General features: G+C 67.7%; 21 protein-coding genes, 1 tRNA gene and 1 pseudogene. 8 read left to right on the top strand and 15 right to left on the bottom strand.

From position 1 onward, the window contains the following. Window positions 1–122: 122 nt before the first annotated feature. Complete coding sequence (gene trxB, locus ASG43_RS16580) at window positions 123–1094, bottom strand: thioredoxin-disulfide reductase (RefSeq protein ID WP_056507524.1); 972 nt, start codon at window positions 1092–1094, stop codon at window positions 123–125. A gap of 480 nt (window positions 1095–1574) precedes the next feature. Between trxB and ASG43_RS16575 the strand changes: the two genes are divergently transcribed. Together ASG43_RS16575 and ASG43_RS16570 are read left to right on the top strand one after the other, a co-directional pair. Then, the gene (locus ASG43_RS16575) at window positions 1575–3383 is read left to right on the top strand and encodes an ABC transporter ATP-binding protein (RefSeq protein ID WP_056507522.1); all 1809 of its coding nucleotides are present in this window, start codon (window positions 1575–1577) and stop codon (window positions 3381–3383) included. Window positions 3384–3407: 24 nt separating this feature from the next. Then, a complete protein-coding gene (locus ASG43_RS16570) occupies window positions 3408–4226 on the top strand; it encodes a glycosyltransferase family 25 protein (RefSeq protein ID WP_056507520.1) in 819 nt (272 codons plus the stop codon). A 258-nt stretch (window positions 4227–4484) separates the two neighbouring features. Here the strand turns inward: ASG43_RS16570 and ASG43_RS16565 are convergent, their stop codons facing one another. The 5 genes from ASG43_RS16565 to carA form a co-directional block, all read right to left on the bottom strand. After that, window positions 4485–5534 (bottom strand): glycosyltransferase family 4 protein, encoded by a 1050-nt coding sequence (locus ASG43_RS16565; RefSeq protein ID WP_056507519.1) that lies wholly within the window; start codon window positions 5532–5534, stop codon window positions 4485–4487. Between the two features lie 247 nt (window positions 5535–5781). Next, the gene (gene greA / locus ASG43_RS16555) at window positions 5782–6255 is read right to left on the bottom strand and encodes a transcription elongation factor GreA (RefSeq protein WP_056507516.1); all 474 of its coding nucleotides are present in this window, start codon (window positions 6253–6255) and stop codon (window positions 5782–5784) included. A 281-nt stretch (window positions 6256–6536) separates the two neighbouring features. Beyond that, window positions 6537–10037, bottom strand: a complete 3501-nt coding sequence (carB, locus tag ASG43_RS16550; protein WP_056507515.1) for a carbamoyl-phosphate synthase large subunit — start codon at window positions 10035–10037, stop codon at window positions 6537–6539. A gap of 198 nt (window positions 10038–10235) precedes the next feature. Continuing rightward, a complete protein-coding gene (locus ASG43_RS22305) occupies window positions 10236–10598 on the bottom strand; it encodes a helix-turn-helix transcriptional regulator (protein ID WP_082490998.1) in 363 nt (120 codons plus the stop codon). Window positions 10599–10818: 220 nt separating this feature from the next. Next, complete coding sequence (gene carA, locus ASG43_RS16540; RefSeq protein WP_056507513.1) at window positions 10819–12000, bottom strand: glutamine-hydrolyzing carbamoyl-phosphate synthase small subunit; 1182 nt, start codon at window positions 11998–12000, stop codon at window positions 10819–10821. Between the two features lie 309 nt (window positions 12001–12309). Between carA and ASG43_RS16535 the strand changes: the two genes are divergently transcribed. From ASG43_RS16535 to ASG43_RS16520, 4 genes are all read left to right on the top strand, one after another. Then, a complete protein-coding gene (locus ASG43_RS16535; RefSeq protein WP_056507511.1) occupies window positions 12310–12765 on the top strand; it encodes a GatB/YqeY domain-containing protein in 456 nt (151 codons plus the stop codon). A 152-nt stretch (window positions 12766–12917) separates the two neighbouring features. Further along, complete coding sequence (gene dnaG, locus ASG43_RS16530) at window positions 12918–14879, top strand: DNA primase (RefSeq protein ID WP_056507509.1); 1962 nt, start codon at window positions 12918–12920, stop codon at window positions 14877–14879. Window positions 14880–15222: 343 nt separating this feature from the next. Continuing rightward, complete coding sequence (rpoD, locus tag ASG43_RS16525) at window positions 15223–17211, top strand: RNA polymerase sigma factor RpoD (RefSeq protein WP_056507507.1); 1989 nt, start codon at window positions 15223–15225, stop codon at window positions 17209–17211. A gap of 4 nt (window positions 17212–17215) precedes the next feature. Then, window positions 17216–17515, top strand: a complete 300-nt coding sequence (locus ASG43_RS16520) for an HlyU family transcriptional regulator (RefSeq protein WP_056507506.1) — start codon at window positions 17216–17218, stop codon at window positions 17513–17515. 107 nt (window positions 17516–17622) lie between these two features. On the opposite strand, the gene ASG43_RS16515 is transcribed toward ASG43_RS16520, so the two are convergent. Then, a complete protein-coding gene (locus tag ASG43_RS16515; RefSeq protein WP_056507504.1) occupies window positions 17623–18081 on the bottom strand; it encodes a DoxX family protein in 459 nt (152 codons plus the stop codon). A 459-nt stretch (window positions 18082–18540) separates the two neighbouring features. Here ASG43_RS16515 and ASG43_RS16510 point away from each other — a divergent pair, with 459 nt between their 5' ends. Continuing rightward, the gene (locus tag ASG43_RS16510; protein WP_056507500.1) at window positions 18541–18918 is read left to right on the top strand and encodes a hypothetical protein; all 378 of its coding nucleotides are present in this window, start codon (window positions 18541–18543) and stop codon (window positions 18916–18918) included. 100 nt (window positions 18919–19018) lie between these two features. On the opposite strand, the gene ASG43_RS16505 is transcribed toward ASG43_RS16510, so the two are convergent. Continuing rightward, entirely contained in the window at window positions 19019–19801 is a 783-nt protein-coding gene (locus tag ASG43_RS16505) for an SIMPL domain-containing protein (protein ID WP_056507861.1), read from the bottom strand. Between the two features lie 176 nt (window positions 19802–19977). Between ASG43_RS16505 and ASG43_RS16500 the strand changes: the two genes are divergently transcribed. After that, window positions 19978–20053, top strand: a tRNA-Ile gene (locus ASG43_RS16500). A 57-nt stretch (window positions 20054–20110) separates the two neighbouring features. Here ASG43_RS16500 and ASG43_RS22300 read toward each other — a convergent pair. From ASG43_RS22300 to ASG43_RS16470, 7 genes and pseudogenes are all read right to left on the bottom strand, one after another. After that, window positions 20111–21214 carry a tyrosine-type recombinase/integrase gene (locus ASG43_RS22300; protein ID WP_082490997.1) on the bottom strand — a complete coding sequence of 368 codons (1104 nt, stop codon included), beginning with the start codon at window positions 21212–21214 and terminating at the stop codon, window positions 20111–20113. An 18-nt stretch (window positions 21215–21232) separates the two neighbouring features. Then, on the bottom strand, window positions 21233–21481 hold the full coding sequence (locus ASG43_RS16490) for a hypothetical protein (protein WP_056507497.1): 249 nt from the start codon (window positions 21479–21481) through the stop codon (window positions 21233–21235). Further along, on the bottom strand, window positions 21478–22113 hold the full coding sequence (locus ASG43_RS22295) for a dATP/dGTP pyrophosphohydrolase domain-containing protein (RefSeq protein ID WP_244488135.1): 636 nt from the start codon (window positions 22111–22113) through the stop codon (window positions 21478–21480). Before ASG43_RS22295 ends, ASG43_RS16490 begins: the two co-directional genes overlap by 4 nt. Continuing rightward, window positions 22110–22259 carry a hypothetical protein gene (locus tag ASG43_RS22915; RefSeq protein ID WP_156386750.1) on the bottom strand — a complete coding sequence of 50 codons (150 nt, stop codon included), beginning with the start codon at window positions 22257–22259 and terminating at the stop codon, window positions 22110–22112. The genes ASG43_RS22295 and ASG43_RS22915 overlap by 4 nt, the downstream gene beginning before the upstream one ends. Then, window positions 22256–23122: a ParB/RepB/Spo0J family partition protein gene (locus tag ASG43_RS16480; RefSeq protein ID WP_056507493.1), complete on the bottom strand. Its 867-nt coding sequence runs from the start codon at window positions 23120–23122 to the stop codon at window positions 22256–22258. Before ASG43_RS16480 ends, ASG43_RS22915 begins: the two co-directional genes overlap by 4 nt. A gap of 40 nt (window positions 23123–23162) precedes the next feature. Beyond that, complete coding sequence (locus ASG43_RS16475) at window positions 23163–23351, bottom strand: hypothetical protein (RefSeq protein ID WP_056507490.1); 189 nt, start codon at window positions 23349–23351, stop codon at window positions 23163–23165. Window positions 23352–23353: 2 nt separating this feature from the next. After that, a pseudogene (locus ASG43_RS16470) lies at window positions 23354–23683 on the bottom strand (hypothetical protein); the annotation flags it as partial.

Genomic DNA, 23683 nt, shown 5'->3' with positions numbered 1-23683 from the left:
GACGCCCTCCCTGCGTCAGGAAGGCGCGGCGAAAACCAATGGGGCCTGCAACGCCCCCGCAGTAAGGCGAAATTACGTCTGGGCGCGGGGATGTCGAGACGCCACGTCGATCGGACCGCGTTCTATTCCGCGGCCTGCCGCGCCTCGCCCGCCGCTTCCGCCGCCAGCCACTTCTCCGCCTCGAGCGCCGCCATGCAACCGAGGCCGGCGGCCGTCACTGCCTGGCGATAAACGTCGTCCGCGACGTCGCCGGCCGCGAACACGCCGGGAACCGACGTCTGCGTCGTGCCCGGTTCGGTCCACAGATAACCGGAGGGCTTCTGGCGAAGCGTTCCCTGGAAGAGCTCGACCGCCGGCGCATGACCGATGGCGATGAAGACGCCGTCCGTCGCGCGCTCCTCCGTTTCCCCGGTCAGCCGGTTGCGCAGGCGCACGCCCGTCACCGACTTCATCGGCTTGTCCCGGCCGGTGATCTCGTCGATCTCGGCGTTCCAGACGACGGAGACGTTGTCCTTCTCCATCAGTCGGTTCGTCAGGATGCGCTCGCCGCGGAACGCGTCGCGACGGTGGACGACGGTAACGGTTTTCGCGATGTGGCTGAGATAGAGCGCCTCCTCGACGGCCGTGTTGCCGCCGCCGACGACGACGACGTCCTTGCCGCGATAGAAGAAGCCGTCGCAGGTCGCGCAGGCCGAGACGCCGAAGCCCTGGAAGTGCTGCTCGGAGGGAAGGCCGAGCCACTTGGCCTGCGCGCCCGTCGCGATGATCAGCGCGTCGGCCGTATAGGTCGTGCCGCTGTCGCCCCTCAGGCGGAACGGCCGGCTCGAGAGGTCCGCCTCGACGATGAGGTCGTTGGCCATTTCGGCGCCGACATGAAGCGCCTGCGCCTTCATCTGCTCCATCAGCCAGGGTCCCTGGATGGGATCGGCGAAGCCGGGGTAGTTCTCGACATCGGTCGTGATGGTGAGCTGACCGCCCTCCTGCAGACCGGCGACGAGCAGCGGTTTCAGCATGGCGCGGGCGGCATAGATCGCCGCGGTGTAGCCGGCCGGGCCGGAGCCGATGATCAGGATCTCGGCATGGCGCTCGGTCATGGCGGACCTCCTTGACGGAAAGGCGTGTTGAAGAGGGTGGCGAGCCCGATAAGGTGGCGGGCGGAAAGTGCCATTGCAATAGGCGAGCCGGGCAGGCGAGGCAATCGGCTGGGGGCGCAGATGTGGCGGGAACGGCGGCGAACGCACCGCCGCCGATCCGGCGGCGGACCGTCCGGCAGGCCAACGTCGCCCGTCGTAGCGCTCGTCTTGCAAATGCCGCGCGGCTTTCGTACCGTCCGAGCGTCTTCGAACCGTGGAAAGGGGAGCGCGCATGGACCGTTTTGACAGCCGCCGCCCCGCTGGGACCGCCGAGCCGATGCGCCGCTGCGATCATCCCATGCCCTCGGCCTCTCGCGGCTGACGCCAGAGGCCGTCCACGGCCGATCCCGCGGGATCGGCTCTCCCATCGATTGAGCGGTTGCGGGCGCAAGAGCGCCGCGCGCTTCGAGAAGGCGGTGCGTCGCTCGCGCCGACGACATCATGACCATCGAAACCTCGAAACGCTCGGACGCGATCCGGGCGGTTCTCCTGTTCACGGTCCGCAACTGGTCCGCTGAGAAGCGGCTGGTGGCGATCCTCGTCGCGAGCATCGTCGCCGCGACGCTCGCCGACATTCTCGTGCCGCTCTTCGCCGGGCGGCTGATCGATGCGGTGGCGACGGCCGGCGGGACGGCCGGTGCCGACCGGAACGCCGCCTTCTCCGAAGCCTGGCCCGCGGTCGCCGTCATGGCCGGTCTCGGTCTGGCCTACGTGCTCCTACGCCATGTCGCCTGGGCCTGCGTGGTGCCCCTGACGCTGGCCATCATGTCGCGCGTCGCGGACCGCGCCTTCGCGCGCGTCCAGCACTTCTCGACCGACTGGCATGCCAATGCCTTCTCCGGCTCGATCGTTCGGCAGATCACGCGGGGCATGTGGTCGCTCGACACGCTGCACGACACGCTGCTCCTGGCGCTTCTCCCCTCGCTCGTCGTCCTCGTCGGCACGGTCGGCCTTCTCGCCTGGCACTGGCCCATCATGGGCGTGGTCATGGCGGTCGGCTCGATCGCCTATGTCGTCATGACGGTGCTCCTGTCCACGCGCTACATCGCGCCGGCCTCGCGCATCTCGAACCGCCTCGACACGCGTGTCGGCGGCGTTCTGGCGGATGCGCTCGCCTGCAACGCGGTGGTGAAGGCCTTCGGCGCGGAGGAGCGCGAGACGGAACGGCTTCGCGCGGCCGTCAGCGACTGGCGCGGCAAGACGCGAATCACCTGGATGCGCCACACCTGGAGCGGCACGCTTCAGGCGGCCATTCTCTGGGCGGTAAGACTGGCCGTCACCGGCGCGGCGCTGCTCCTCTGGTGGAACGGCAAGGCCAGCCCCGGCGACGTCACCTACGTGCTGACGACCTATTTCGTCGTGCACGGCTATCTCCGCGACATCGGCATGCATGTGAACAACCTGCAGCGCGCGGTGAACGAGGCGGAGGAACTGGTCGCTCTGATGGCGGTGGAGCCGCAGGTCGCGGATCGGCCGGGCGCGCGCCCGCTCGTCGTGACGAAGGGCGAGATCCGCTTCGAGGCGGTCGACTTCCACTACGGCCGTCACGCGACGCCCCTCTATACGGGCTTCGACGTGACGATCGACGCTGGAACGCGCGTCGGGCTCGTCGGCCATTCCGGCTCGGGCAAGACGACCTTCGTGAAGCTCGTGCAGCGGCTCTACGATGTGACCGGCGGCGCGATCCGGATCGACGGGCAGGATATCGCCGCGGTTCGGCAGGCGAGTCTTCGCGCGGGCATCGCGATCGTGCCGCAGGAGCCGATCCTCTTCCACCGCTCGCTCGCAGAGAACATCGCCTATGGACGCCCCGGCGCCACGGCGGCGCAGATCGAGGACGCGGCGCGTCTGGCGAGCGCGCACGACTTCATCGCCGGCTTGCCGGAGGGCTACGAGACGATGGTCGGCGAGCGGGGCGTGAAGCTCTCCGGGGGCGAGCGGCAGCGCGTGGCGCTGGCGCGGGCTTTTCTCGCGGATGCGCCGATCCTCGTTCTCGACGAGGCGACGTCGAGCCTCGATTCCGAATCGGAGGCCATGATCCAGGCCGCGAGCGAGCGCTTGATGGAGGGCCGCACGGCCCTCGTCATCGCGCATCGGTTGTCGACCGTCGCCCGGCTCGACCGCATCCTCGTCTTCGAGCGGGGGCGGATCGTGGAGGACGGGCCGCCCGACGTTCTGATGCGGCGGCCGAACGGCCATTTCCGTCGGCTCGCCGAACGGCAGGCGGGCGGCATGCTGGCGGCCGAGTAGGTGCATCGTGTAGAAGGCGGCCCCATGCGGGCCGTCTTCATCAATCTCGACCGCGCGGCCGACCGCCGCGCCTTCATGGAGCGCCAGGCCGAACGGCTGGGCCTCGGCTTCGAGCGGGTTCCCGCCGTCGAGGCCCCGGCCATCTCGGAGAGCGACGTGGCGCGGCTCGGCCGGTCCTGGGAGCGTCCTCTGACGCGTCCCGAACTCGGCTGCTTCCTCTCCCATCACGGCATCTGGCGACAGGTCGCGTCCGGCGCAGAGCCGGTTCTGGTTCTCGAAGACGACGTCGTTCTCTCGCCGCGCCTGCCGAGGCTCCTGCCGGCGATGGCGGCGCTGGAGGACGTCGACCTCGTGAACCTCGAAAGCTTCGGCCGCCGGCGGTTCGTCGGCCGCGAAGCGAAGCCGATCACGCAGGGCGCGGGGCTCCTCCGCCTTCACCGCGACAAATCCGGCTCGGCCGCCTACGTGCTGTGGCCGGCGGGGGCGAGAAAGCTCCTCGATCGCGCCGAGCGGGGCGCGGCTCCGGTGGATGCCTTCCTGCACCAGTTCCGGGCGCTCGCCTCGTTCCAGATCGAGCCGGCGCTCGGCATGCAGCTCCATCTCCTCGCCGCGCAGGGACTGGCGGTGCCGGCGGGATGGGCGACCGCGATCCAGGCTCCTCGAAAGCGGCTGACGATCTCGGTGGAGAACCTTCCCTTCCACGCCCGACGCCTCGGCACGCAGATCGCGCTCGCCGGCGATCACTTGATGCGCCTCTTCGGGCGCCGATACCGGCGAGTCGACGTGGCGAAGGCGGAGATGGAGGCGGCGCTGGCGGGGCTGCGCGACGATGACGATGTTTGAGGGCAGCATGTGTCGCGCCCCCCTCTGCCTGCCGGCATCTTCCCCTCAAGGGGGGAGATCCGTCTCGGTGAAGTCGTCTCCGAACCATCTCGTCAAAGGTCGACGCGTCGGCGTCTTCGGCCGTTGGCATGGGAAACAGTTCGCCGAACTGCCGATCTCCCCCCTTGAGGGGGAGATGTCCGGCAGGACAGAGGGGGGCCGTCGGGCGATGGGAACAAGCACCTTCTCCAAGGCTTCGGCAAGCCGCCGGCTCCAACCTCAAGCTTCGCGCCACACCCGCTCGTAGACGGCGCGAAGTTCCTCGACCTCGCGCGATAGCGGGAAGGCGGCCCGGACATGGACGAGCGCCGCCGCCCCGGCATCGGCCAGGAACCTCTCGTTCGCCAGCACTCCGCCGATGGCGTCCGTCATCGCGTCCGGATCGCCCGGCGCGACGATCCGGCCGGTGACGCCGTCGGGAACGAGTTCGGAAAAGGCGCCGACATCCCTGGCGATCACCGGCACGCCGCTCGCCATGGCCTCCAGCGGCGTCAGGCCGAAACCCTCCCAGCGCTGCGGGGCGACGAAGAGCGAGAGGGCCTTGTACCAGCGGTCGATATCCCGGTGCTCGCCGACGAAGAGGATGCGGTCGGACAGGCCCGCCCGCGCGACCCGCGCCTTCAGGTCGGCCTCGAAGCCGAGATGCTCGGCGGTGGCGCGGCCGGCGACGAGCGCGGACCAGCCGGGATGGGCCGGGAGGAGGCGGATCATCGCGTCGACGAAGAGATCCGTGCCCTTCTGGTGCCGCACACGACCGAAGCAGCCGACATAGCGCATGGCGGGATCGAGACCGAGCGCGGCCTTCGCCGCGGCCGGGTCGGCCGGCGGTGAAAAGCGGTCCGTGTCGATGCCGTGGCGGATCGTGGTGGCGGGACCCTGCAGATAGGCCGCCGTCTTCCCGCTCGTCGCGATGACGGCGTCCATGCGGCGGATCAGGAATCGCGTCCAGCCGGTGTGCCGCCGCTGCGAGGCGGAGGTGAAGACGAGGCGGAGCGGCATGCGCAAGGCATCGCGCAGAACGACGCCGAAGAGCATCTCGACATTGCGGCGGGCGTGGAAGAGGCGGAACGGGCGACCGTTCGGCCGCGTCCAGAGACGCGGCAGCTGACGAAATCGCAGGCGCGGGAGGTCGGCGGGAAGTCCGGGTCCGAGAACGGCGATGCCGAGGGACTTCGCCTGGAGCGGAACGAGCTGGATGATGGTGGACGTGACGCCGGAGAGCCGCCGCTTGAAGTTGGGCGCGATCACGTCGATGTCGCGCGGATTCATGGCGCGAGAGACATCGGCTGGCCCGATATCAGTCCGAGCCGTCCGGCGCGGTGCGAAGAGACGGCCGTCTCCTGTATGTCGTCGAGCCGTCCGATTCCCATGCAGCGCCGTTCCGCTTCCGTTTCGGCGATGAAACGAAGAAGCGAGGATCCTGCCAAAGCCGCTTCGCTTCCTCGACATCGATGCCGTGCTTGACGAGGTTCGACGCGCTCTTGGCGGGATCGCACTCGAACCTCGTCGTCACCTCTCAGCCCCAGCGCAGCTCGATGATCTCGTAGCTGCGGGCGCCGCCGGGGGCGGCGACTTCGACCGTGTCGCCTTCGCCCTTGCCGATGAGGGCGCGGGCAATGGGCGAGGAGATGGAGATGCGGCCCTTCTTCACGTCGGCTTCCTGGTCGCCGACGATCTGGTAGACCTTCTCCTCCTCGGTGTCCTCGTCGACGAGCTTGACGGTGGCGCCGAACTTGACCTTCTCACCGGACAGCTTCGAGACGTCGATGACCTCGGCGCGGGCCGTGTAGTCCTCGAGCTCGGCGATGCGGCCCTCGTTGAGGCTCTGCGATTCCTTGGCCGCGTGATACTCGGCATTCTCCGAGAGATCGCCATGGGCGCGCGCTTCCGAGATCGCGGCGATGATGCGCGGACGCTCTTCCTGTTGGCGGCGGCGCAGCTCCTCCTTCAGCGTTTCGAAGCCGGCGCTCGTCATCGGGACCTTATCCATGCCCTCAACCTTTCCGAGGCGTCGGCCATCCGGCCGGCACCCCTCGTGTCTCTATGCCGGGTTGCCCCGGTCGGAAGGAACCGGGGATGAGCCCCGGCCAAAAGAAGAAAGGGTCCCGCACGCCGAAGGGCGTCGGAACCGGTTTCATGATCGTTCGCGGGGGCGCTCGCGTCCCTTGCGAGACGCGAAGATGCTGCCGCCGGGCCGCCCTGTCAAATGCCGGTCGCGGTCGCGGCTGCGACGACGCGCGAAGGCATCGCCGCCGGCCGCGGAGCCGTCGTTCAGGCGGTGGTGAAGTAGGACTGGAGCGAGCGCACTTCAAGGCTTCCGGCCTTCAGCGCCTCGATCGCCTCCGAGGCCGACGTCATCCCCGCGAGGGTCGTGAAATAGGGCACGCGGTGCATCAGCGTCGCGCGGCGGAGCGACTTGGAATCGGAGACCGCCTTCTGCCCGTCCGTCGTGTTGAAGACGATCTGGACCCGGCTGTTGCGGATCGCGTCCTCGATGTGCGGACGCCCTTCCAGGACCTTGTTGATCTTCTGCGCGGGGATGCCGTTCTCGCCGAGGAAGCGCGCGGTGCCCGAGGTGGCGAGCACCTTGAAGCCGAGATCGGCGAGGCGCTTCACCGCGGGCAGCATGCCGTCCTTGTCCTCGTCGCGCACGGACACGAAGAGCGCGCCGTGGCGCGGCAGGTCGACGCCCGCGCCAAGCTGGGCCTTGGCGAAGGCGATGGCGAAGTCGCGGTCGAGACCCATGACCTCGCCGGTCGACTTCATCTCCGGTCCGAGCAGGATGTCGACGCCGGGGAAGCGCGCGAAGGGGAACACCGCCTCCTTCACGGCGACATGGCGGATCGATTTGGGGTCGATCTTGCCGCCATAGGGCGCGAAGGCCTGCTCCAGCGATTCGCCGGCCATGATGCGGGCCGCGATCTTGGCGATCGGACGGCCGATCGTCTTGGCGACGAAGGGCACGGTGCGCGACGCGCGCGGGTTCACTTCGAGGACGAAGATCGTGCCGTCCTTGATCGCGTACTGCACGTTCATCAATCCGCCGACATGGAGCGCGCGGGCGAGCGCGGAGGTCTGGCGCTCAAGCTCCTCCACGATCGAATGCGAGAGCGAATGGACGGGCAGCGAGCAGGCGCTGTCGCCCGAATGGATGCCGGCTTCCTCGATATGCTCCATGATGCCGGAGACATAGGTGTCGGAGCCGTCGCAGAGGCAGTCGACGTCGACCTCGATCGCGTCGGTCAGGTAGGTGTCGAAGAGGAGCGGGTTCTTGCCGAGAAGCGTGTTGATCTGCCCGGTCTTGTCGTTCGGATACTTCTGCTTGATCTCCTCCGGCACCAGGCCCGGCACCGTGTCGAGAAGATAGGACTGCAGCATGCCCTCGTCGTGGATGATCTGCATGGCGCGGCCGCCGAGCACGTAGGACGGGCGCACGACGAGCGGGAAGCCGAGTTCGCCGGCGACGGTGCGGGCCTGTTCGACCGAATGGGCGATGCCGTTGCGCGGCTGCGCAAGGCCGAGCTTCATCAGGAGCTTCTGGAAGCGGTCGCGGTCCTCGGCGAGATCGATCATGTCGGGCGAGGTGCCGAGAATCGGGATACCGGCCTTCTCCAGGGCTTCCGCGAGTTTCAGCGGGGTCTGCCCGCCGAACTGCACGATCACGCCGTGCAGCGTGCCCTGCGCCTTCTCCGCGCGCAGGATCTCCAGGACGTCCTCGGCCGTCAGCGGCTCGAAATAGAGCCGGTCGGACGTGTCGTAGTCGGTCGAGACGGTCTCGGGATTGCAATTGACCATGATCGCCTCGTAGCCGGCGTCCCGAAGGGCGAAGGCCGCGTGGCAGCAGCAATAGTCGAACTCGATGCCCTGGCCGATCCGGTTCGGTCCGCCGCCGAGGATGACGACCTTCTTGGCGGTCGAGACGTCCGCTTCCGAGCGCAGCGAGCCGGCGAAGGGCGTCTCGTAGGTCGAGTACATGTAGGGCGTGGGCGAGGCGAATTCGGCCGCGCAGGTGTCGATGCGCTTGTAGACGGGATGGACGTCGAGCCGCTCGCGAAGGCGCGAGACCTCGACCGCGTCGCGCTTGGTCAGCGAGGCGAGGCGGGCGTCGGAGAAGCCCATCGATTTGAGATGGCGGAGATTGGCAGCGTCCTGCGGCAGCCCGTGCTCGCGCACGCGGGCCTCCATCTGGATGATGCCGTCGATCTGTTCGAGGAACCACGGGTCGATCCGGCACATCTGATGCACCTCGTGGAGCGAGGTGCCCATGCGGATCGCCTGGGCGACCATGCGCAGGCGATCGGGCGTCGGCGTTCCCAGCGCGGCGCGGATGGCGTTGCGGTCGTCGTTCTGATTCCCGCGAAGGCCGGGGATCTCGATCTCGTCGAGGCCGGTGAGGCCGGTCTCCAGGCCGCGAAGGGCCTTCTGCAGGGATTCCTGGAAGGTGCGGCCGATCGCCATGACCTCGCCGACCGATTTCATGGCGGTGGTGAGGATGGGCGAGGCGCCCGGAAACTTCTCGAAGGCGAAGCGCGGGATCTTGGTGACGACGTAGTCGATCGAGGGCTCGAAGGAGGCCGGCGTCGCGCCGCCCGTGATGTCGTTGTCGAGCTCGTCCAGCGTGAAGCCGACGGCGAGCTTGGCCGCGATCTTGGCGATGGGAAAGCCCGTCGCCTTCGAGGCGAGCGCGGAGGAGCGCGACACGCGCGGGTTCATCTCGATGACGACGAGGCGACCGTTTTCCGGGTTGACCGCGAACTGCACGTTCGACCCGCCGGTCTCGACGCCGATCTCGCGCAGGACCGCGATCGAGGCGTTGCGCATAATCTGGTATTCCTTGTCCGTCAGCGTCAGGGCCGGCGCGACGGTGATCGAGTCGCCGGTGTGGACGCCCATCGGATCGATGTTCTCGATGGAGCAGACGATGATGCAATTGTCCGCCTTGTCGCGGACGACCTCCATCTCGTACTCCTTCCAACCCAGAACGCTCTCCTCGATAAGGACCTCGGTCGTCGGCGAGGCGTCGAGGCCGCCTTCGACGATCTCGAAGAACTCCCCGCGATTGTAGGCGATGCCGCCGCCGGTTCCGCCCATCGTGAAGGACGGACGGATGATGGCGGGAAGGCCGACCTCGTCGAGCGCCTCGGCGGCGGCGGCGAGCGCGCGCGTCATGTAGCGCTGCTTGCGCTCGACCTCGCCGCCGAGCCAGTCGGATTCGAGCGCGGCCAGCGCCTTGTCGCGCGCCTCGCCCTCGGGCGTCGCGGCGACGAGGGCCGCCTTCTTTTCCTCGTGGGCGTGCCGGTCGACCTTCTTGGCCTCGGTCGCGTTGGCGAGCAGCGACTTCGGCGTCTCCAGACCGATCCGCTTCATCGCCTCGCGGAAGAGGGCGCGGTCCTCGGCCATGTCGATCGCGGCGGCATCCGCGCCGATCATCTCGACATGGTACTTGTCGAGGACGCCCATTCTCTTGAGGGACAGCGCCGTGTTCAGCGCGGTCTGGCCGCCCATGGTCGGAAGGATCGCGTCGGGTCGCTCCTTCTCGATGATCTTGGCGACGACCTCGGGCGTGATCGGCTCGATATAGGTGGCGTCGGCGAGATCCGGGTCGGTCATGATCGTCGCCGGATTGGAATTGACGAGGATGATCCGGTAGCCTTCCGCCTTCAGCGCCTTGCAGGCCTGGGTGCCGGAATAGTCGAACTCGCAGGCCTGCCCGATGATGATCGGACCCGCGCCGATGATGAGGATGGAGGACAGGTCGGTGCGCTTGGGCATGGCGGTCTTTCGTCTTCTAGCATCGCCGCGCGCCAAAACCCGGTCGCGGAGGAGGCTCGCGGCCGGTGGGCAGGGGACGGTTCGTCAGGCTAGGACCGGCTTATAGGCAAAAGCACCGCGCCGGGAAAGGGCCGGGAGACGGGCCGTTGCGATTCCCGCACCGTTCGCTTGCGCGGGTGGCCGCCGGCCCGGATCGGATCAGCCGTGGCCGCCAGCTTCGCCGGCCGACGGATCACCCATCGCGCCGTCGGGCCGGGAGGCGCCGTCGAGATCCGCGACCGCCGACAGCGGTGCCTCGTCGTCCCCCGGCGGCAGGGCGGGCCCGCGAGCGGTGCGCTGCTCGATGGCGCGTGCGGCCATCTCGGCGTCGTAGGTTTCGTGCCCGAGGGCGAGGGCGAGGCAGGCAAGCTCGACCGAGGTCGGGATCGCCACGCTCTTCCCGTCGCGGTCGCCCTTCTCGTAATACTGGATGACCCGCTTCTTCAGCCCCAGACGCTCGGCCGCGTCCTTCTGCTTCCAGCCGAGGCTCTTGCGCCAGCTGCGAAACTCGTCGGGCTTCATGGCGGACCTTCCTGCGGAACGGGCCCGCCGGAGAGCGGGCATCGTCCGACGAGAAAACGCCTCGCCGTGTCACAATCAAGGGGTGGTGAAGGTCAGCCGACGAAGTTTTTTCGGCCCTTGGCACGGCCGCCGCACGGCCGGGCCCGGACCGAACGAAAAAAGGCTCCGCAGCCGCTTCCGGCGCAGAGCCCTTCGGGATGGCGATCGGCCGAACCTTGGATCAGGTGGCGTCTTCGCGCTTCTCGTCGATCATCCGGAAGAACCGGTCGAACAGGTAGTGCGAATCCTGCGGCCCCGGCGAGGCCTCGGGATGGTGCTGCACGGAGAAGATCGGCTTGTCGCGAACGCGCAGGCCGCAATTCGAGCGGTCGAAGAGCGAGACATGCGTTTCCTCGACGCTCTCGGGCAGCGACGCCGATTCCACGGCGAAACCATGGTTCATCGAGACGATCTCGACCTTGCCGGTGGTGTGATCCATGACCGGATGATTCGCGCCGTGATGGCCCTGGTGCATCTTCTCGGTCTTGCCGCCGAGCGCGAGCGCCAGCATCTGGTGGCCGAGACAGATCCCGAACATCGGGACGCCGGTCTCCATCAGACCCTGGATGGTCGGCACCGCGTAGTCGCCCGTCGCGGCGGGATCGCCGGGGCCGTTCGACAGGAACACGCCGTCCGGCTGGTGCGCCATGACCTCCTCGGCCGTCGCGGTCGCGGGCATCAGGATGACCTCGGCGCCGCGATCCGCCATCAGGCGCAGGATGTTGCGCTTGGTGCCGTAGTCGATGGCGACGATCTTGTAGCGCGGGGCCTCCTCGCGGGCGAAGCCCTCGTTCCAGACCCAGGCCTTCTCGTTCCAGACGACCGACTGGCCGACCGCGACGTCCTTGGCGAGATCGAGGCCGACGAGACCGGACCAGCCGCGGGCACGGGCCTTCAGCGCCTCGATGTCGAACTGCCCGCCGGGATCGTGCGCGATGACGGCGTTGGGCGCGCCGTGCTCGCGGATGTGGGCGGTGAGGGCGCGGGTGTCGATTCCCGACAGCGCGATCACGCCGCGCTTCTTCAGCCAGCCGTCGAGATCGCCGGCGGAGCGGTAGTTGGAGGGCGAGGAGACCTCGGCGCGGAAGATCGCGCCGACCGCGCCGCAGGCATTGGCCGGCACGAGATCCTCGGCATCCTCGTCGTTGGCGCCGACATTGCCGATATGGGGGAAGGTGAAGGTGACGATCTGCCGGGAATAGGAGGGGTCCGTCAGGATCTCCTGGTAACCGGTGAGGGCGGTGTTGAAGCAAACCTCTCCCTCGATGATTCCCGTCGCGCCGAGGCCGTCGCCCTCGATCACGGTGCCGTCGGCGAGCACCAGGAGCGCGGTCGGGATGCGGGTGGTCCAGGCTTCGGTCATGGCGTGCCTCTCAAATCCTCAAGCCGACCGTTGGGATCGGCGCCGGTCGCAGCCGGTTCGGGGCGACGCCGCCGGCGGCGCCTGGGTCCCGTCTGGCCCCCGCGCGGAAAACGCCCGGCCGCCGCGAGGCGAACGGACGCTCGGTCGAAGGCCGGCTGTCGTCGAACCTCGATATCGCCGCTCCGGGCTCCGGCCGCAAGTCTCTTGCGCAGGGTTTTGCGCGCGTCTACCTCCCGCCAACGGCGTGGCCGGTCGAGCGTTCCCCGCATCGACCGCCGCCGCCGCCCGACTTGACCCGGAGAATGCCCCATGCGCACCGCGATCACCGATGCCCTGAAGGATGCGATGAAGTCGCAGGACAAGGTGCGCACGAGCACGCTCCGCCTCGTCAACGCCGCGATCAAGGACAAGGACATCGCCAATCGCGGGCAGAACCGCGAGGCGGCCTCCGACGACGAGATCGCGCAGATCCTGACCAAGATGGTGAAGCAGCGCGAGGAATCGGCGAAGATCTACGAGGACAACGCCAGGCCCGAGCTCGCTGCCAAGGAGCGGGAAGAGATCGCCGTCATCGCCGGCTTCATGCCGCAGCAGATGGACGAAGCCGGCATGGAGGCCGCCGTCGCCGCGGTCGTCGCCGGCCTCGGCGCGGCCGGGATGAAGGACATGGGCCGGGTCATGGGCGCGCTCAAGGAACGCCATGCCGGGCAGATGGACTTCGGCAAGGCGAACGGCGTGGTGAAGCGGCAGCTGACGGGGGCGTGAGGCGAAATCGCGGTCGCGCGTGGGATGGGCGCGTCATCCCGGCGGCTTCCGGTCTCCGAGACATGCCAGACTCCGTTAGCCTTTTCTGCTAGAGGGTGAGGTCCAGCCGCATCCGCCTCGCGGGGCGGACCCATCGCTCCTAGATCTAGACCATGCGCTTCTCGCCCCAGTTCCTCGACGACATCCGCGACCGCGTGCCGATCTCCGACGTCGTCGGCCGGCGCGTGACCTGGGACCGTCGCAAGACGCAGAGCGGCAAGGGCGATTTCTGGGCCTGCTGCCCGTTCCATTCGGAGAAGTCGCCGTCCTTCCACTGCGAGGACCGCAAGGGCCGCTACCATTGCTTCGGATGCGGCGCGTCCGGCGATCACTTCCGCTTCCTCGTCGAGGCGGAGGGCCTGTCCTTTCCCGAAGCCGTGGAGCGGCTCGCCGGCGAAGCGGGGCTTCCAATGCCCGCGCGCGATCCCGAGGCCGAGAAGCGGGACGACAAGCGCGCCACGATCCTCGATGCGCTGCGCCTTGCGTCCGGCTTCTTCCAGCAGATGCTGCAGGAGCCGGAGGGCGCCAAGGCGCGCGCCTATCTGCGCGATCGCGGCATCCATCCGCAGACGCAGAAGCTCTTCGGCATCGGCTACGCACCGGACAGCCGCAACAGGCTGAAGGAGTTTCTCGCCGGCAAGGGCGTCGGCAAGGCCGAGATCGAGGCGGCCGGGCTCGTCGTCCATGGAGAGGGCATCGCGGTGTCCTACGACCGGTTCCGCGACCGCATCATGTTCCCGATCGAGGATGCGCAGGAGCGCGTCATCGCCTTCGGCGGGCGGGCGCTCTCCTCGGACGTGTCGGCCAAATACCTCAATTCGCCCGAGACGGACGTCTTCGTGAAGGGCGCGACGCTCTTCAACATCGCGCGCGCCCGCCGGGCGGCGAAAGCGGCGGGAACGCTCGTCGTCGTCGAGGGCTATCTCGACGTCATCGCCATCGCGCAGGCGGGATTCGAGCACGCGGTCGCTCCGCTCGGCACCGCGCTGACCGACCGCCAGCTCGAACTTCTCTGGCGCAACACCCCCGAGCCGATCCTCTGCTTCGACGGCGATCCGGCCGGCCTCAAAGCCGCGCACCGGGCGGCCGAGGTCGCTCTGCCGGCCTTGAAACCCGGTCGCTCGCTGCGCTTCGCGCTGCTCGACGGCGGTCAGGACCCCGACGATCTCGTGCGCGAGCGGGGCGCGGAGGCGTTCCGCGGCGTGCTGGGCAGCGCGCGTCCGCTCGCCGATCTCCTCTGGATGCGCGAGACGGCGGGGGGCGCCTTCGACACGCCCGAACGCCGCGCGGATCTGGAACATCGGCTGAAGGGTCTGACGCGGCAGATCGGCGACGAGAGCGTCCGCCGACACTATCTCCAGGACGTCGACCAGCGCCTGCGCGCCTTCTTCGGCGCGCCGGGACGCGGCGAGGGCCGCAAGGGTGGCCATCAGAGGCGGGACGGCGGCGCGGGCGAGGGCGGGCGGCGGTTCGGCGGTCGCGACGAGCCGCGGCTCGGTTCCGCGTCCAAGCGCGTCGTCGCCTCCGACCGGCTGACGCGATCGCGCCTCCTGAAGCCGCTCGCCGCGACCGCCCCGGCGCTGCGCGAGACGACCATCGTCGTCGGCTTCATCAACCATCCCGTCCTCTTCGAGGAGGCCTTCGAATATTTCGCCGATCTCGACATTCCGCAGGGCGATCTGTCGCGGTTGCGCTCCGCCGTGCTGGACATCCTCTCGGCATCGGCCGTCCACGACCGCGAGATCCTCCTGAAGGCGCTGGCCGAACGCGGCCTGCTCGATGTCTTCGAGGCGTATCAGTCGGAGGTGCGCCTGCGCCGCGAATGGACCTTCCTCGCGGAAGCCGCGCCCGAGGACGCCCGGGAGGCGTTGCGCCAGGCCCTGCACTTGCACCATCGGTCGCGATCCCTAAATAGGGAATTGCGCAACGCGGAAGAAGCGTTGGGCGTCCAGTTGTCGGACGAGGCCTTCGCCCACGTGGTCGAGGTCAAGCGCGAACTGCAGGACCCCAACGGAACCGAGGCGCTGATCGATGGCTTCGGAATCCTGTCGGGTCGTGCGACGAAGGGCTATTGAGCAAAACGCCATCCCGATTGCCGGTTCGTGGCGCCGATCGGGATCGCCGGCATACCGACTATTGATATCGATGTGCAGAAGCGTTGTCCGGGAGCCGCTTGCCATGAAATTTGTGGCGGCGGACGGCATCCCGACGTGTTTTAGACGACGCCAAACTTGAAATTGTTTGATACTGCGCCTTCTTACATGCGCCATCGGACAGGAAGCCGCCTTGGCGGCGATGGGTACTATGGTTAAGCGGACGTTAACGGTCTGCGACTAGGCTTAGGGACGCGATGCCCCAGCCTTGCGCGGCCGGCTCGGACTGCAGCGGGCTTGGCGCGCGAACTGGAGACGGAAACGAATGGCGACGAAGGCCAAGGACAGCGAAACGGCCGTCGAGGAACGTCCGGAGACGCCCGACGGGCCTCTGCTCGACCTGTCGGACGATGCTGTCAAGAAGATGATCAAGGCCGCCAAGAAGCGCGGCTTCGTCACGATGGACAAGCTGAATTCGGTTCTGACCTCCGAAGACGTGACCTCCGAGCAGATCGAGGACACGATGGCCATGTTGAACGACATGGGCATCAACGTCGTCGAGGAAGAGGAGGCCGACGGCGAGGAAGAGAAGGAAGCGGACGAGAAGGAAGGCGGCGAGCTCACCGAAGCTGGGCCCACCGCCGTCGCGACCGCTCCCAAGAAGGAAGCCACCGACCGCACGGACGATCCGGTCCGCATGTATCTGCGCGAGATGGGCTCGGTCGAGCTCCTGTCCCGCGAGGGCGAGATCGCGATCGCCAAGCGCATCGAGGCCGGCCGCGAGACGATGATCGCGGGCCTCTGCGAGAGCCCCCTGACCTTCCAGGCCATCATCATCTGGCGCGACGAGCTGAACGAGGGCAACATTATGCTCCGCGAGGTCGTCGACCTCGAAGCGACCTATGCCGGCCCCGAGGCCAAGCTGCCCGCCGTCGCCGTTCCCGGCGAAGGCGAGGGGGAAGCGGCCGCCGCCGCTCCCGTCCTGCCCGGCGAGCGCGCGCTCGGCGAGGAGGAGGAAGACGACGAGGACGATCTCGAGAACTCGATGTCGCTCGCGGCCATGGAGGCCGAGATCCGGCCTCAGGTCATGGAGTGCTTCGACCTCATTGCGGACAGCTACAAGCGCCTGCGCAAGCTGCAGGACCAGCAGGTCGAGAACCGGCTGGCGGCGACCGGCACGCTGTCGCCCAGCCAGGAGCGGTCCTACAAGAAGCTGAAGGAAGAGCTGATCACGGCGGTGAAGTCGCTGTCGCTCAACCAGAACCGCATCGACGCTCTCGTCGCCCAGCTCTATGACATCAACAAGCGGCTCGTCGGCAACGAGGGCAAGCTCTTGCGCCTCGCCGAAAGCTACGGCGTGAAGCGCGAGGAGTTCCTGAAGAGCTACCAGGGCTCCGAGCTCGACCCGAACTGGACGCGCCACATCGCCAATCTCGCCGGCAAGGGCTGGCTGAAGTTCGTGCAGAGCGAGAAGGACGGCATTCGCAATCTACGCCAGGAGATCCAGAACCTCGCGACCGAGACGGGTCTCGAAATCACCGAGTTTCGCCGCATCGTGCACATGGTGCAGAAGGGCGAGCGCGAGGCCCGGCAGGCCAAGAAGGAGATGGTGGAGGCCAATCTCCGGCTCGTGATCTCCATCGCCAAGAAGTACACGAACCGCGGCCTGCAGTTCCTGGATCTCATCCAGGAGGGCAATATCGGCCTGATGAAGGCGGTGGACAAGTTCGAGTATCGCCGCGGCTACAAGTTCTCGACCTACGCGACCTGGTGGATCCGTCAGGCGATCACGCGCTCGATCGCCGATCAGGCCCGCACGATCCGCATCCCGGTCCATATGATCGAGACGATCAACAAGATCGTGCGCACCTCGCGCCAGATGCTCCACGAGATCGGACGCGAGCCGACCCCGGAAGAGCTGGCCGAGAAGCTCGCCATGCCGCTGGAAAAGGTCCGCAAGGTCCTGAAGATCGCCAAGGAGCCGATCTCTCTCGAAACGCCGGTCGGCGACGAGGAGGATTCGCATCTGGGCGATTTCATCGAGGACAAGAACGCGATCCTCCCGATCGACGCGGCCATCCAGGCGAATCTGCGCGAGACGACGACGCGCGTTCTGGCCTCTCTGACGCCGCGCGAGGAGCGCGTGCTGCGCATGCGCTTCGGCATCGGGATGAACACCGACCACACGCTCGAAGAGGTCGGCCAGCAGTTCTCGGTAACCCGCGAACGCATCCGCCAGATCGAGGCCAAGGCCCTGCGCAAGCTGAAGCATCCGAGCCGGTCGCGCAAGCTGCGCTCGTTCCTGGACAGCTGAGGCGATGTCGTTCCTGAAGAAGCTCTTCGGCGGCGGTTCGGCGAAGCCGGAGGGGCCGCCCAAACCGTCGGCCCCGGTGGCGCAGGAGGCCTATCGCGAGTTCCTGATCCAGGCGACGCCGATCCGCGACGGCGGCCAGTACCGGTTGGCCGGCACGGTGTCGCGCGAGATCGGCGGCGAGCGCCGCGAGCACGCCTTCGTGCGGGCCGACATGTTCCAGACCGCCGACGAGGCGGCGCAGGGCGCCCTGCGCAAGGGCCGCCAACTAATCGACGAGCAGGGCGAGGCGCTGTTCAGAAGCTGACGCTTCGACGTCCGAACCGGGACCGATCCAACCCAATGCCGGACGACGAAGGCCGGCCGCGACCCGATCGCGGCCGGCCTTCGTCGCGAATCGACCGGTCGACGGCGTCAGGACGCGGCGGCGCGGACCGCCGCGGGCGGCGATCCCTCGTCGGCGACCCCGTCCTCTTCCAAGCGGTGCGACAGGATCGCCGCGATCATCAGCGCGCCGATGACGGTGACATGCTCGGTCGCGGTGTGGAAATGCGCGGTCGCCTCCGCGCCCTCCATCGTCCAGAAATGGTGGACGAGCGGAATGGTGAGGGCCGTGAAGACCGCCAGGGCGCCGAGGCCGAGCCAGGCCATCCGGTCGAGGATGACGAGAGCCGAGCCGGCGAGAAGCACCACCACGGCGAGGCCGTTGATCGCGGCGGCCGGCTGAAGGCCGAAACCGGCGACCTCCGCCGTTGCGCCCTCGAAATCGATCGCCTTGGCCAGACCCGCTCCCCAGAAGACGAAGGTGAGGAGGATGCGGGCGAGGAGACAAAAGAGGCTGGAACGAAGAAGACGGGCGAGGGCGGTCGGCATGGATCGGTCTCCGGTGGAGGATGGTCGACCGTCTCGTAACGCCGCAGCGTTTCCGCGCGATGTCGCCTCGATGACGACGCGGCGCCATGGCCGGTCGGGACATGGCGCGGCGGACGCGGGCCGGCGACCACCCGCCGTCGGATACCGCGCCGACGAGACCCGCCGCGACGGGGCGACGTGTCCAGCGAAGGAAGCGAGCCGGCCCGGCCGGCGAAGGAAGCGAGCCGGCCCGGCCGGCCTTGCGCAAGCGTTGCGGCGCAGCCGGCAACCGATGCGACGCTCTCGCGACGGGATCCGGCGCCGCCCCGTCCGCGTTGGGGCAGGCGTCTTTCGGGGCCGTGCTGGACGGCTGAACGCGCGATGAACGGCGTCTTCCGCAGCCGTTCAGCCTGATCCCGGCAGGATGCGCATCATCATCGGCGGACGAGGACGTCCGCGTCGCTGGAAGGAGACCACCCCATGTTGAAGTTCCTGAGAAGCAGCCTTCTCGCCGCCGGCGCCCTGTCCGCCGCCTCGCTCGGCCTCGTCACGCCGTCCTTCGCCGCCGCCGAGGGTCGCCCCGCCATCGCCGCCACCGCCGACGCCGACATGCGTCTCGCCCAGCGCTACGACGATCGCTACGACGACCGCCGGGACCGCCGCGAGCGCCGCTACGATCGCGACGGCGTCTGCGCGCCCGGCCAGGCGCTGCGCAAGGCGAGCCGCCTCGGCCTGCGCCGGCCGGAGGTCGTGCGCGACACCCGCCGCGGCCTCGTGGTGGACGGCTTCAAGCGCGGCCGTCTCGTCTCGGTGCGCTTCGCGCAGGAGCGCGGCTGCCCGGTGCTGGGCGTTCGCTGAACCGGCAAAGCCCCGCGCGGCCGGATCGGCCGATGGAATCGCTGCGTGAAACCGAGGGCGGCGCCGCGAGGCGCCGCCTTTGCCGTTGCCGGACCGGCGGTCAGGATCCGCCGGCGATCCCGTAGACGATGCGCACGTTCGTCGTGACCGTGCTCTCGCCCGCCTCGACGGGGACCCCGTCGGAAGAGGCCTTGGGCGCGGCCATCTCCATGCGCGCCATCGACATCGGCATCGGCATCGGAGGCATCGCGTCGGCCGCGACGTCGATCGAGACGACCGGCCCGAGCGCGACGCCCGCCGCCTCGGCGAGGGTTTCGGCGGTGGACCGCGCGTCCGCCACGGCCTTCTTGCGCGCTTCGGTGCGCAGGCCGGCGGGATCGTCGATGGTGAACTGGATGCCGCTGCCCTCGTTCACGCCGAGCGAAACGGCATTGTCGAGCAGGGCGCCGATCGTGTCGAGATTGCGGATCCGGACGGAGAGCGTGTTGCGCACCTCGTAGCCGGTGAGGGCGGGCGGGTTTCGGGTGCCGTCCTGTCCCTCGTCGTAGCGATATTGCGGGGTGATCTGGAAGCCGCTCGTCTGGAGATCGCGCGGCTCGACGCCGAGGGCCTTCATCGCCGCCACGACCTCCGTCATTCCCGCGCTGGCCGCCGTCAGCGCCTCGCCCGCGGTCGGCGCGATGCGCAGAACGGTGAGGCCGGTGGTCGCGAGATCGGGCTTGGCGCTCGCCTCGCCCGTCCCCGTCACCGTGATCTGCCGCACGGGCGCGGTGGGCGTCTCCTCAGCGAAGGCCGCCGGCGCGAGCGCAAGGACGGCGAGCGCGAGAAGGCCGGGCCGAAGACCGGCGCGCGCGGGAGAGAGCGGCAGAAGGGGACGGTTCATGGAAGGCTCCTCGAAGATCAGGCATCGGCCCGTGGGCCGCACAGCCATTGCCGCCGAATGTGGCCAAATCCCCTCCAGGGACCGCCGATCGCCCGCCGCCCCGCGCCGGACCTCGCGCCGGGCGCGCGCCGCGCACCTTGAGCCGCTTGAGCTTTTCCGCTACGGAACAGGCCGGCGGGCCTGTAGCTCAATGGTTAGAGCCGGCGGCTCATAACCGCTTGGTTGGGGGTTCGAGTCCCTCCGGGCCTACCACAAATCATTGGTGGCAAAGGCTTGAAGACGGTTAGCCACGAGGGTTAGCCAACCCGGTTAGCCACGTCCTCGGAGGGTCACCACCTTAGCCATTCCCGAGTGCGCCAGACGGATTTGCTGAGCGTCGCGAGAGTAGAGTTCGGCGTGCTCGATATTGTCGTGGCCGAGGACGTCCATCAGCTGGCGGGTCGACGCATCGCTCTCCGCAAGGAAGCGGCCAAGGGTCTTACGCAACCCGTGGATGGTGCAGCCTGGCGCGAGGCCGGCAGCCTTCGTCCACAGAGCCATGTGGCCGGTGAGGGACTTTGCAGAGAACGGCTTGCCATAGGCGGTCGTCAGGATCGTCGAACCTTTCACCGGTGACGCCGACAGCACTTCTTCCAGCATCGGCGTCACCGGCACAAACAGGCGCTTGTCGCCTTTCATCTGCCGGAGATCGAAAACGTCGACCTCCTGCTGCATGCTGTCGATTGTCAGTCGGACTTTGCGTCTCTGATCCCATCTCAGATTGGCGATGTCGCTACGGCGATTGCCGAGCCAAACGGCGAGGGCGAAGACGAGGCGCGCGTTTGTGCCCGGAGACCATCGTGCTTCGAAGGCCTCGATCTCCTCGTCGGTCCAAGCGCGGAAGCCTGTCGTTGGTGGCCGCCAGTTCATCCGCAGGGTCGGGTCGAACTCGATCCATTCCTCGTCCATGGCCGCATTCAGCATGCGTCGGATCGCGGTCATCTGATGCTTTGCAGTGTGGGGCGTCGAAGCCTTGCGACTGAGAACGAGCTTCATGTGCCGGCGCCGAAAGTCCGCGACGGGGACATCGCGCCAGAGATCCGGAAACGCTGGATCGACGCGATCATGGAGAAAGTTCTCTGCTAGAGTAACGTTATGTTTCCTTGTTGAAGGATCAAGCCGGACCCATTCGGGTGAGGCCAGAACGAGTCTCCACGCGGCTCCGAAGGTCCGCGGGAGTGCAGCGGATGGATGCCGCCTGACCTCGGCGACCTTGCGCTCGCGCCCTTCGACTGCGGCTGCGTAGGCTTCTTCGAATTCTGGTTCGCCCGGTGCGCCGGGAAGCGAAACCGTTTTATGCTTCCGGCGATATCGCCAGCGGGTGTGCCCGTGGCGATCTTTGAAGCTTGTGGCGCCGGGATGCTCTTGGGTCATGAGTTCACGCTAGGCCGGCTACCGTGCTCGCGACAAGATGGCGTCGATCCGGTTGCCGGCGTCGCCTGTCGAGGGCAATTCACTGAAGGCTGCGTCCAGTTGGATGCGATCCCAAACGACCCGACCGTCAATCCGTTTCGGCTTCGGCATGCGGTGATCAGCGACGAGCTCGTCGAACTTCGTAATGCCGATGCCGATGTAACGAGCGGCTTCGAATCGATCCATGCCGCGAGGCGGGTAAGCGAGGCTGTCGGATAGACGGCTCATGTCCGGCGCTCCGTTTGATCCCCATCACTTTTGGCGCGGGAGCGGGCTTGATCGCGACCGTCAGGGCAGTCCTGGCGAAGGCAGCGAACGAAGCGTGCCGGATCGGAGGCTCCGCAGGACGCACACCGATAGGCAACGGTCTCTTCCGACCGATCATGCTCGATCGCGCTGTCCTCGCTCATAGTGCGCCAGTCGGGCCACTGCCGCGCGAAATTCTTGTCCTGCTTCGCCTGCATGCGGGGCAGCAAGTCCTCTGGCTTGCCGCCATGCCGCCAGAAGCCATCCATCGCCAAGATGATGACATCGACCCATTCCGATAGATCGTGCGGCTCTCGCTCGATCTCGCCGAGTTCCTTGCGGATATGATCGATGACGCCTTTCGTCCGAAGGGCGGGACCGAACGTCTCGCGCGACCACGCCCATTGCCGCTGGATGTACGCGACGAGGTCACCGCCCCCATCACCCGAAGCGGGGGCGGCGGTGGGTTTGAGCGCAGCAATGGCCTTGTCGAGGCCATCCGCTTTCGCAATGAAGAATTCGGCCGAGGTTCCGCGCTTACCGCCGCGCACTTGTTCGGCCATCGAGCGGGCGTAGTCTCGCGCCCAAGTGACGGCGTCCAGGGCGGCGCTCATCGTTGGCTCTCCACCTTCGCCACCTCGATCCGCAGTTCGTCGCTCTTCCGGAGCGTGTCGCGGGTGATGAGGCCGCCGTGGTGCGAGTTGTCGGCCTGGACGGCCTTCACGAGCGCCGTCGCGGCAGCGATCAGTGGAGCGCTCATGCTGCCCTCGGCGCGGGGAGCGCGATGCGCTGCGGGTGCGCCTTGTCCAAGGCCTCACCGATCTCGATGCTGACGATGTCGAAGCGCGAGACGTCGGCGAAACCCTCGCGGCGCTTGCGCTTCACGAACTCGCCGGCGCGGTCGATCGCGGTATAGATGTCGAACTCGTCGAGGAAGTCGGCGAGGTCGACGTTTGCCTTTCTCAGCCATGGACGTTCGGACAGCGCCGAGAGGAACGGCTTCAGGATCTCGGCCGTGTAGGCCTCGGCCGACTTTCCGAATTCGGACTTGCGCAGGCCGCGCAGAGCGTGGGTGACCATGGCGGCGTGCCCGGCGTCCACGTAGCCCTTGATCAGCTTTACGCAGAACACTTCACCGGGCTTCTTGTCGGACGTGGTCGCATTCCGATCCATCAGGCGGCAGCCGGCGTCGGCGCAGGCCTGCGTGGATGCGACGGCCCAAATCTCGCCGGCGGCGCTGGCGGCCTTGAAGATGTTCCAAGGTGTGACGCGCGTGACCAGGCCATTGACCGCCGCGAAGCTGGCAGCCTGTTCCTGCTTCGTCATCTGGACGATCTGGCAGGGCACCTCGACGAAGCCGCACATGGCCGCCGCGTGAGTACGATGCTGGCCGTCGATGATGGCGAACCTGCCGCCCTCGACCGGCGCGACGAAGACAGGCGAAAAGCGCGACCATTTGAAGGACGCCGCGATGCGACGGATCGCGGACCAGTTCTGGCGCTGCAGCTCGCGCTGATAGTCGTCGTCGATCACGAGCTGGTCGATGCGGACCCACTGGAGGATTGCGGCCGAGCCGGCGTCGACCGTCTTCAGCTTATCGGAAGGGATCTCGATCATGCGCATCAGTGGTTGCCTCCCTGCGAAGCGGTTGGAATGGCAGTGTTCATCGACGGAACTTCGGTTCGGCTTTGCGCTGGAAGAGCGGGCGGTTGCGGTGGCTGACGCCGAGGACGGCGCAGCGGGTGCGGCCGATGGCGCGGGCGACTTCGGATGCGGACTTGCCGGCGTTCCACAGGCGGGCGGCCTTGCGGATAAGCTTGCGCGTCCAGCGCTGTTCGATCGGGACGTTCATCGTCAGACACGCATCGGCATCAAGACGACCTGTCGCGTGGCATCGGACGGGTCGGTGATGAGGCTCGGGCTGCCCGGATCTGCGAGCGAGAAGATGATCGTCTCGCCTGCGAAGGTCGCCAGCGCGTCGGTCGCATACTTCGCGTTGAAGCCGATCTCGATTCCATCCTCGGCGCCGGGGCCTTCGCACTCGGCCGACAACTCCTCGCGCGCCTCGCCTTGGTCGGGATTGTTGATTTCCACTGAGAGCTGACCCAGGATTTCCATCAAGAACTGACCCGGCTTTGACGATGTTGGGCTGGTCAGGCCTTGGTCAAGTTCCGAGTTTTCTCC

This window comes from Aureimonas sp. Leaf454, assembly GCF_001424685.1.
In the GTDB taxonomy this organism is placed as follows: domain Bacteria; phylum Pseudomonadota; class Alphaproteobacteria; order Rhizobiales; family Rhizobiaceae; genus Plantimonas.
This window is presented reverse-complemented; position numbering and strand designations above follow the sequence as displayed.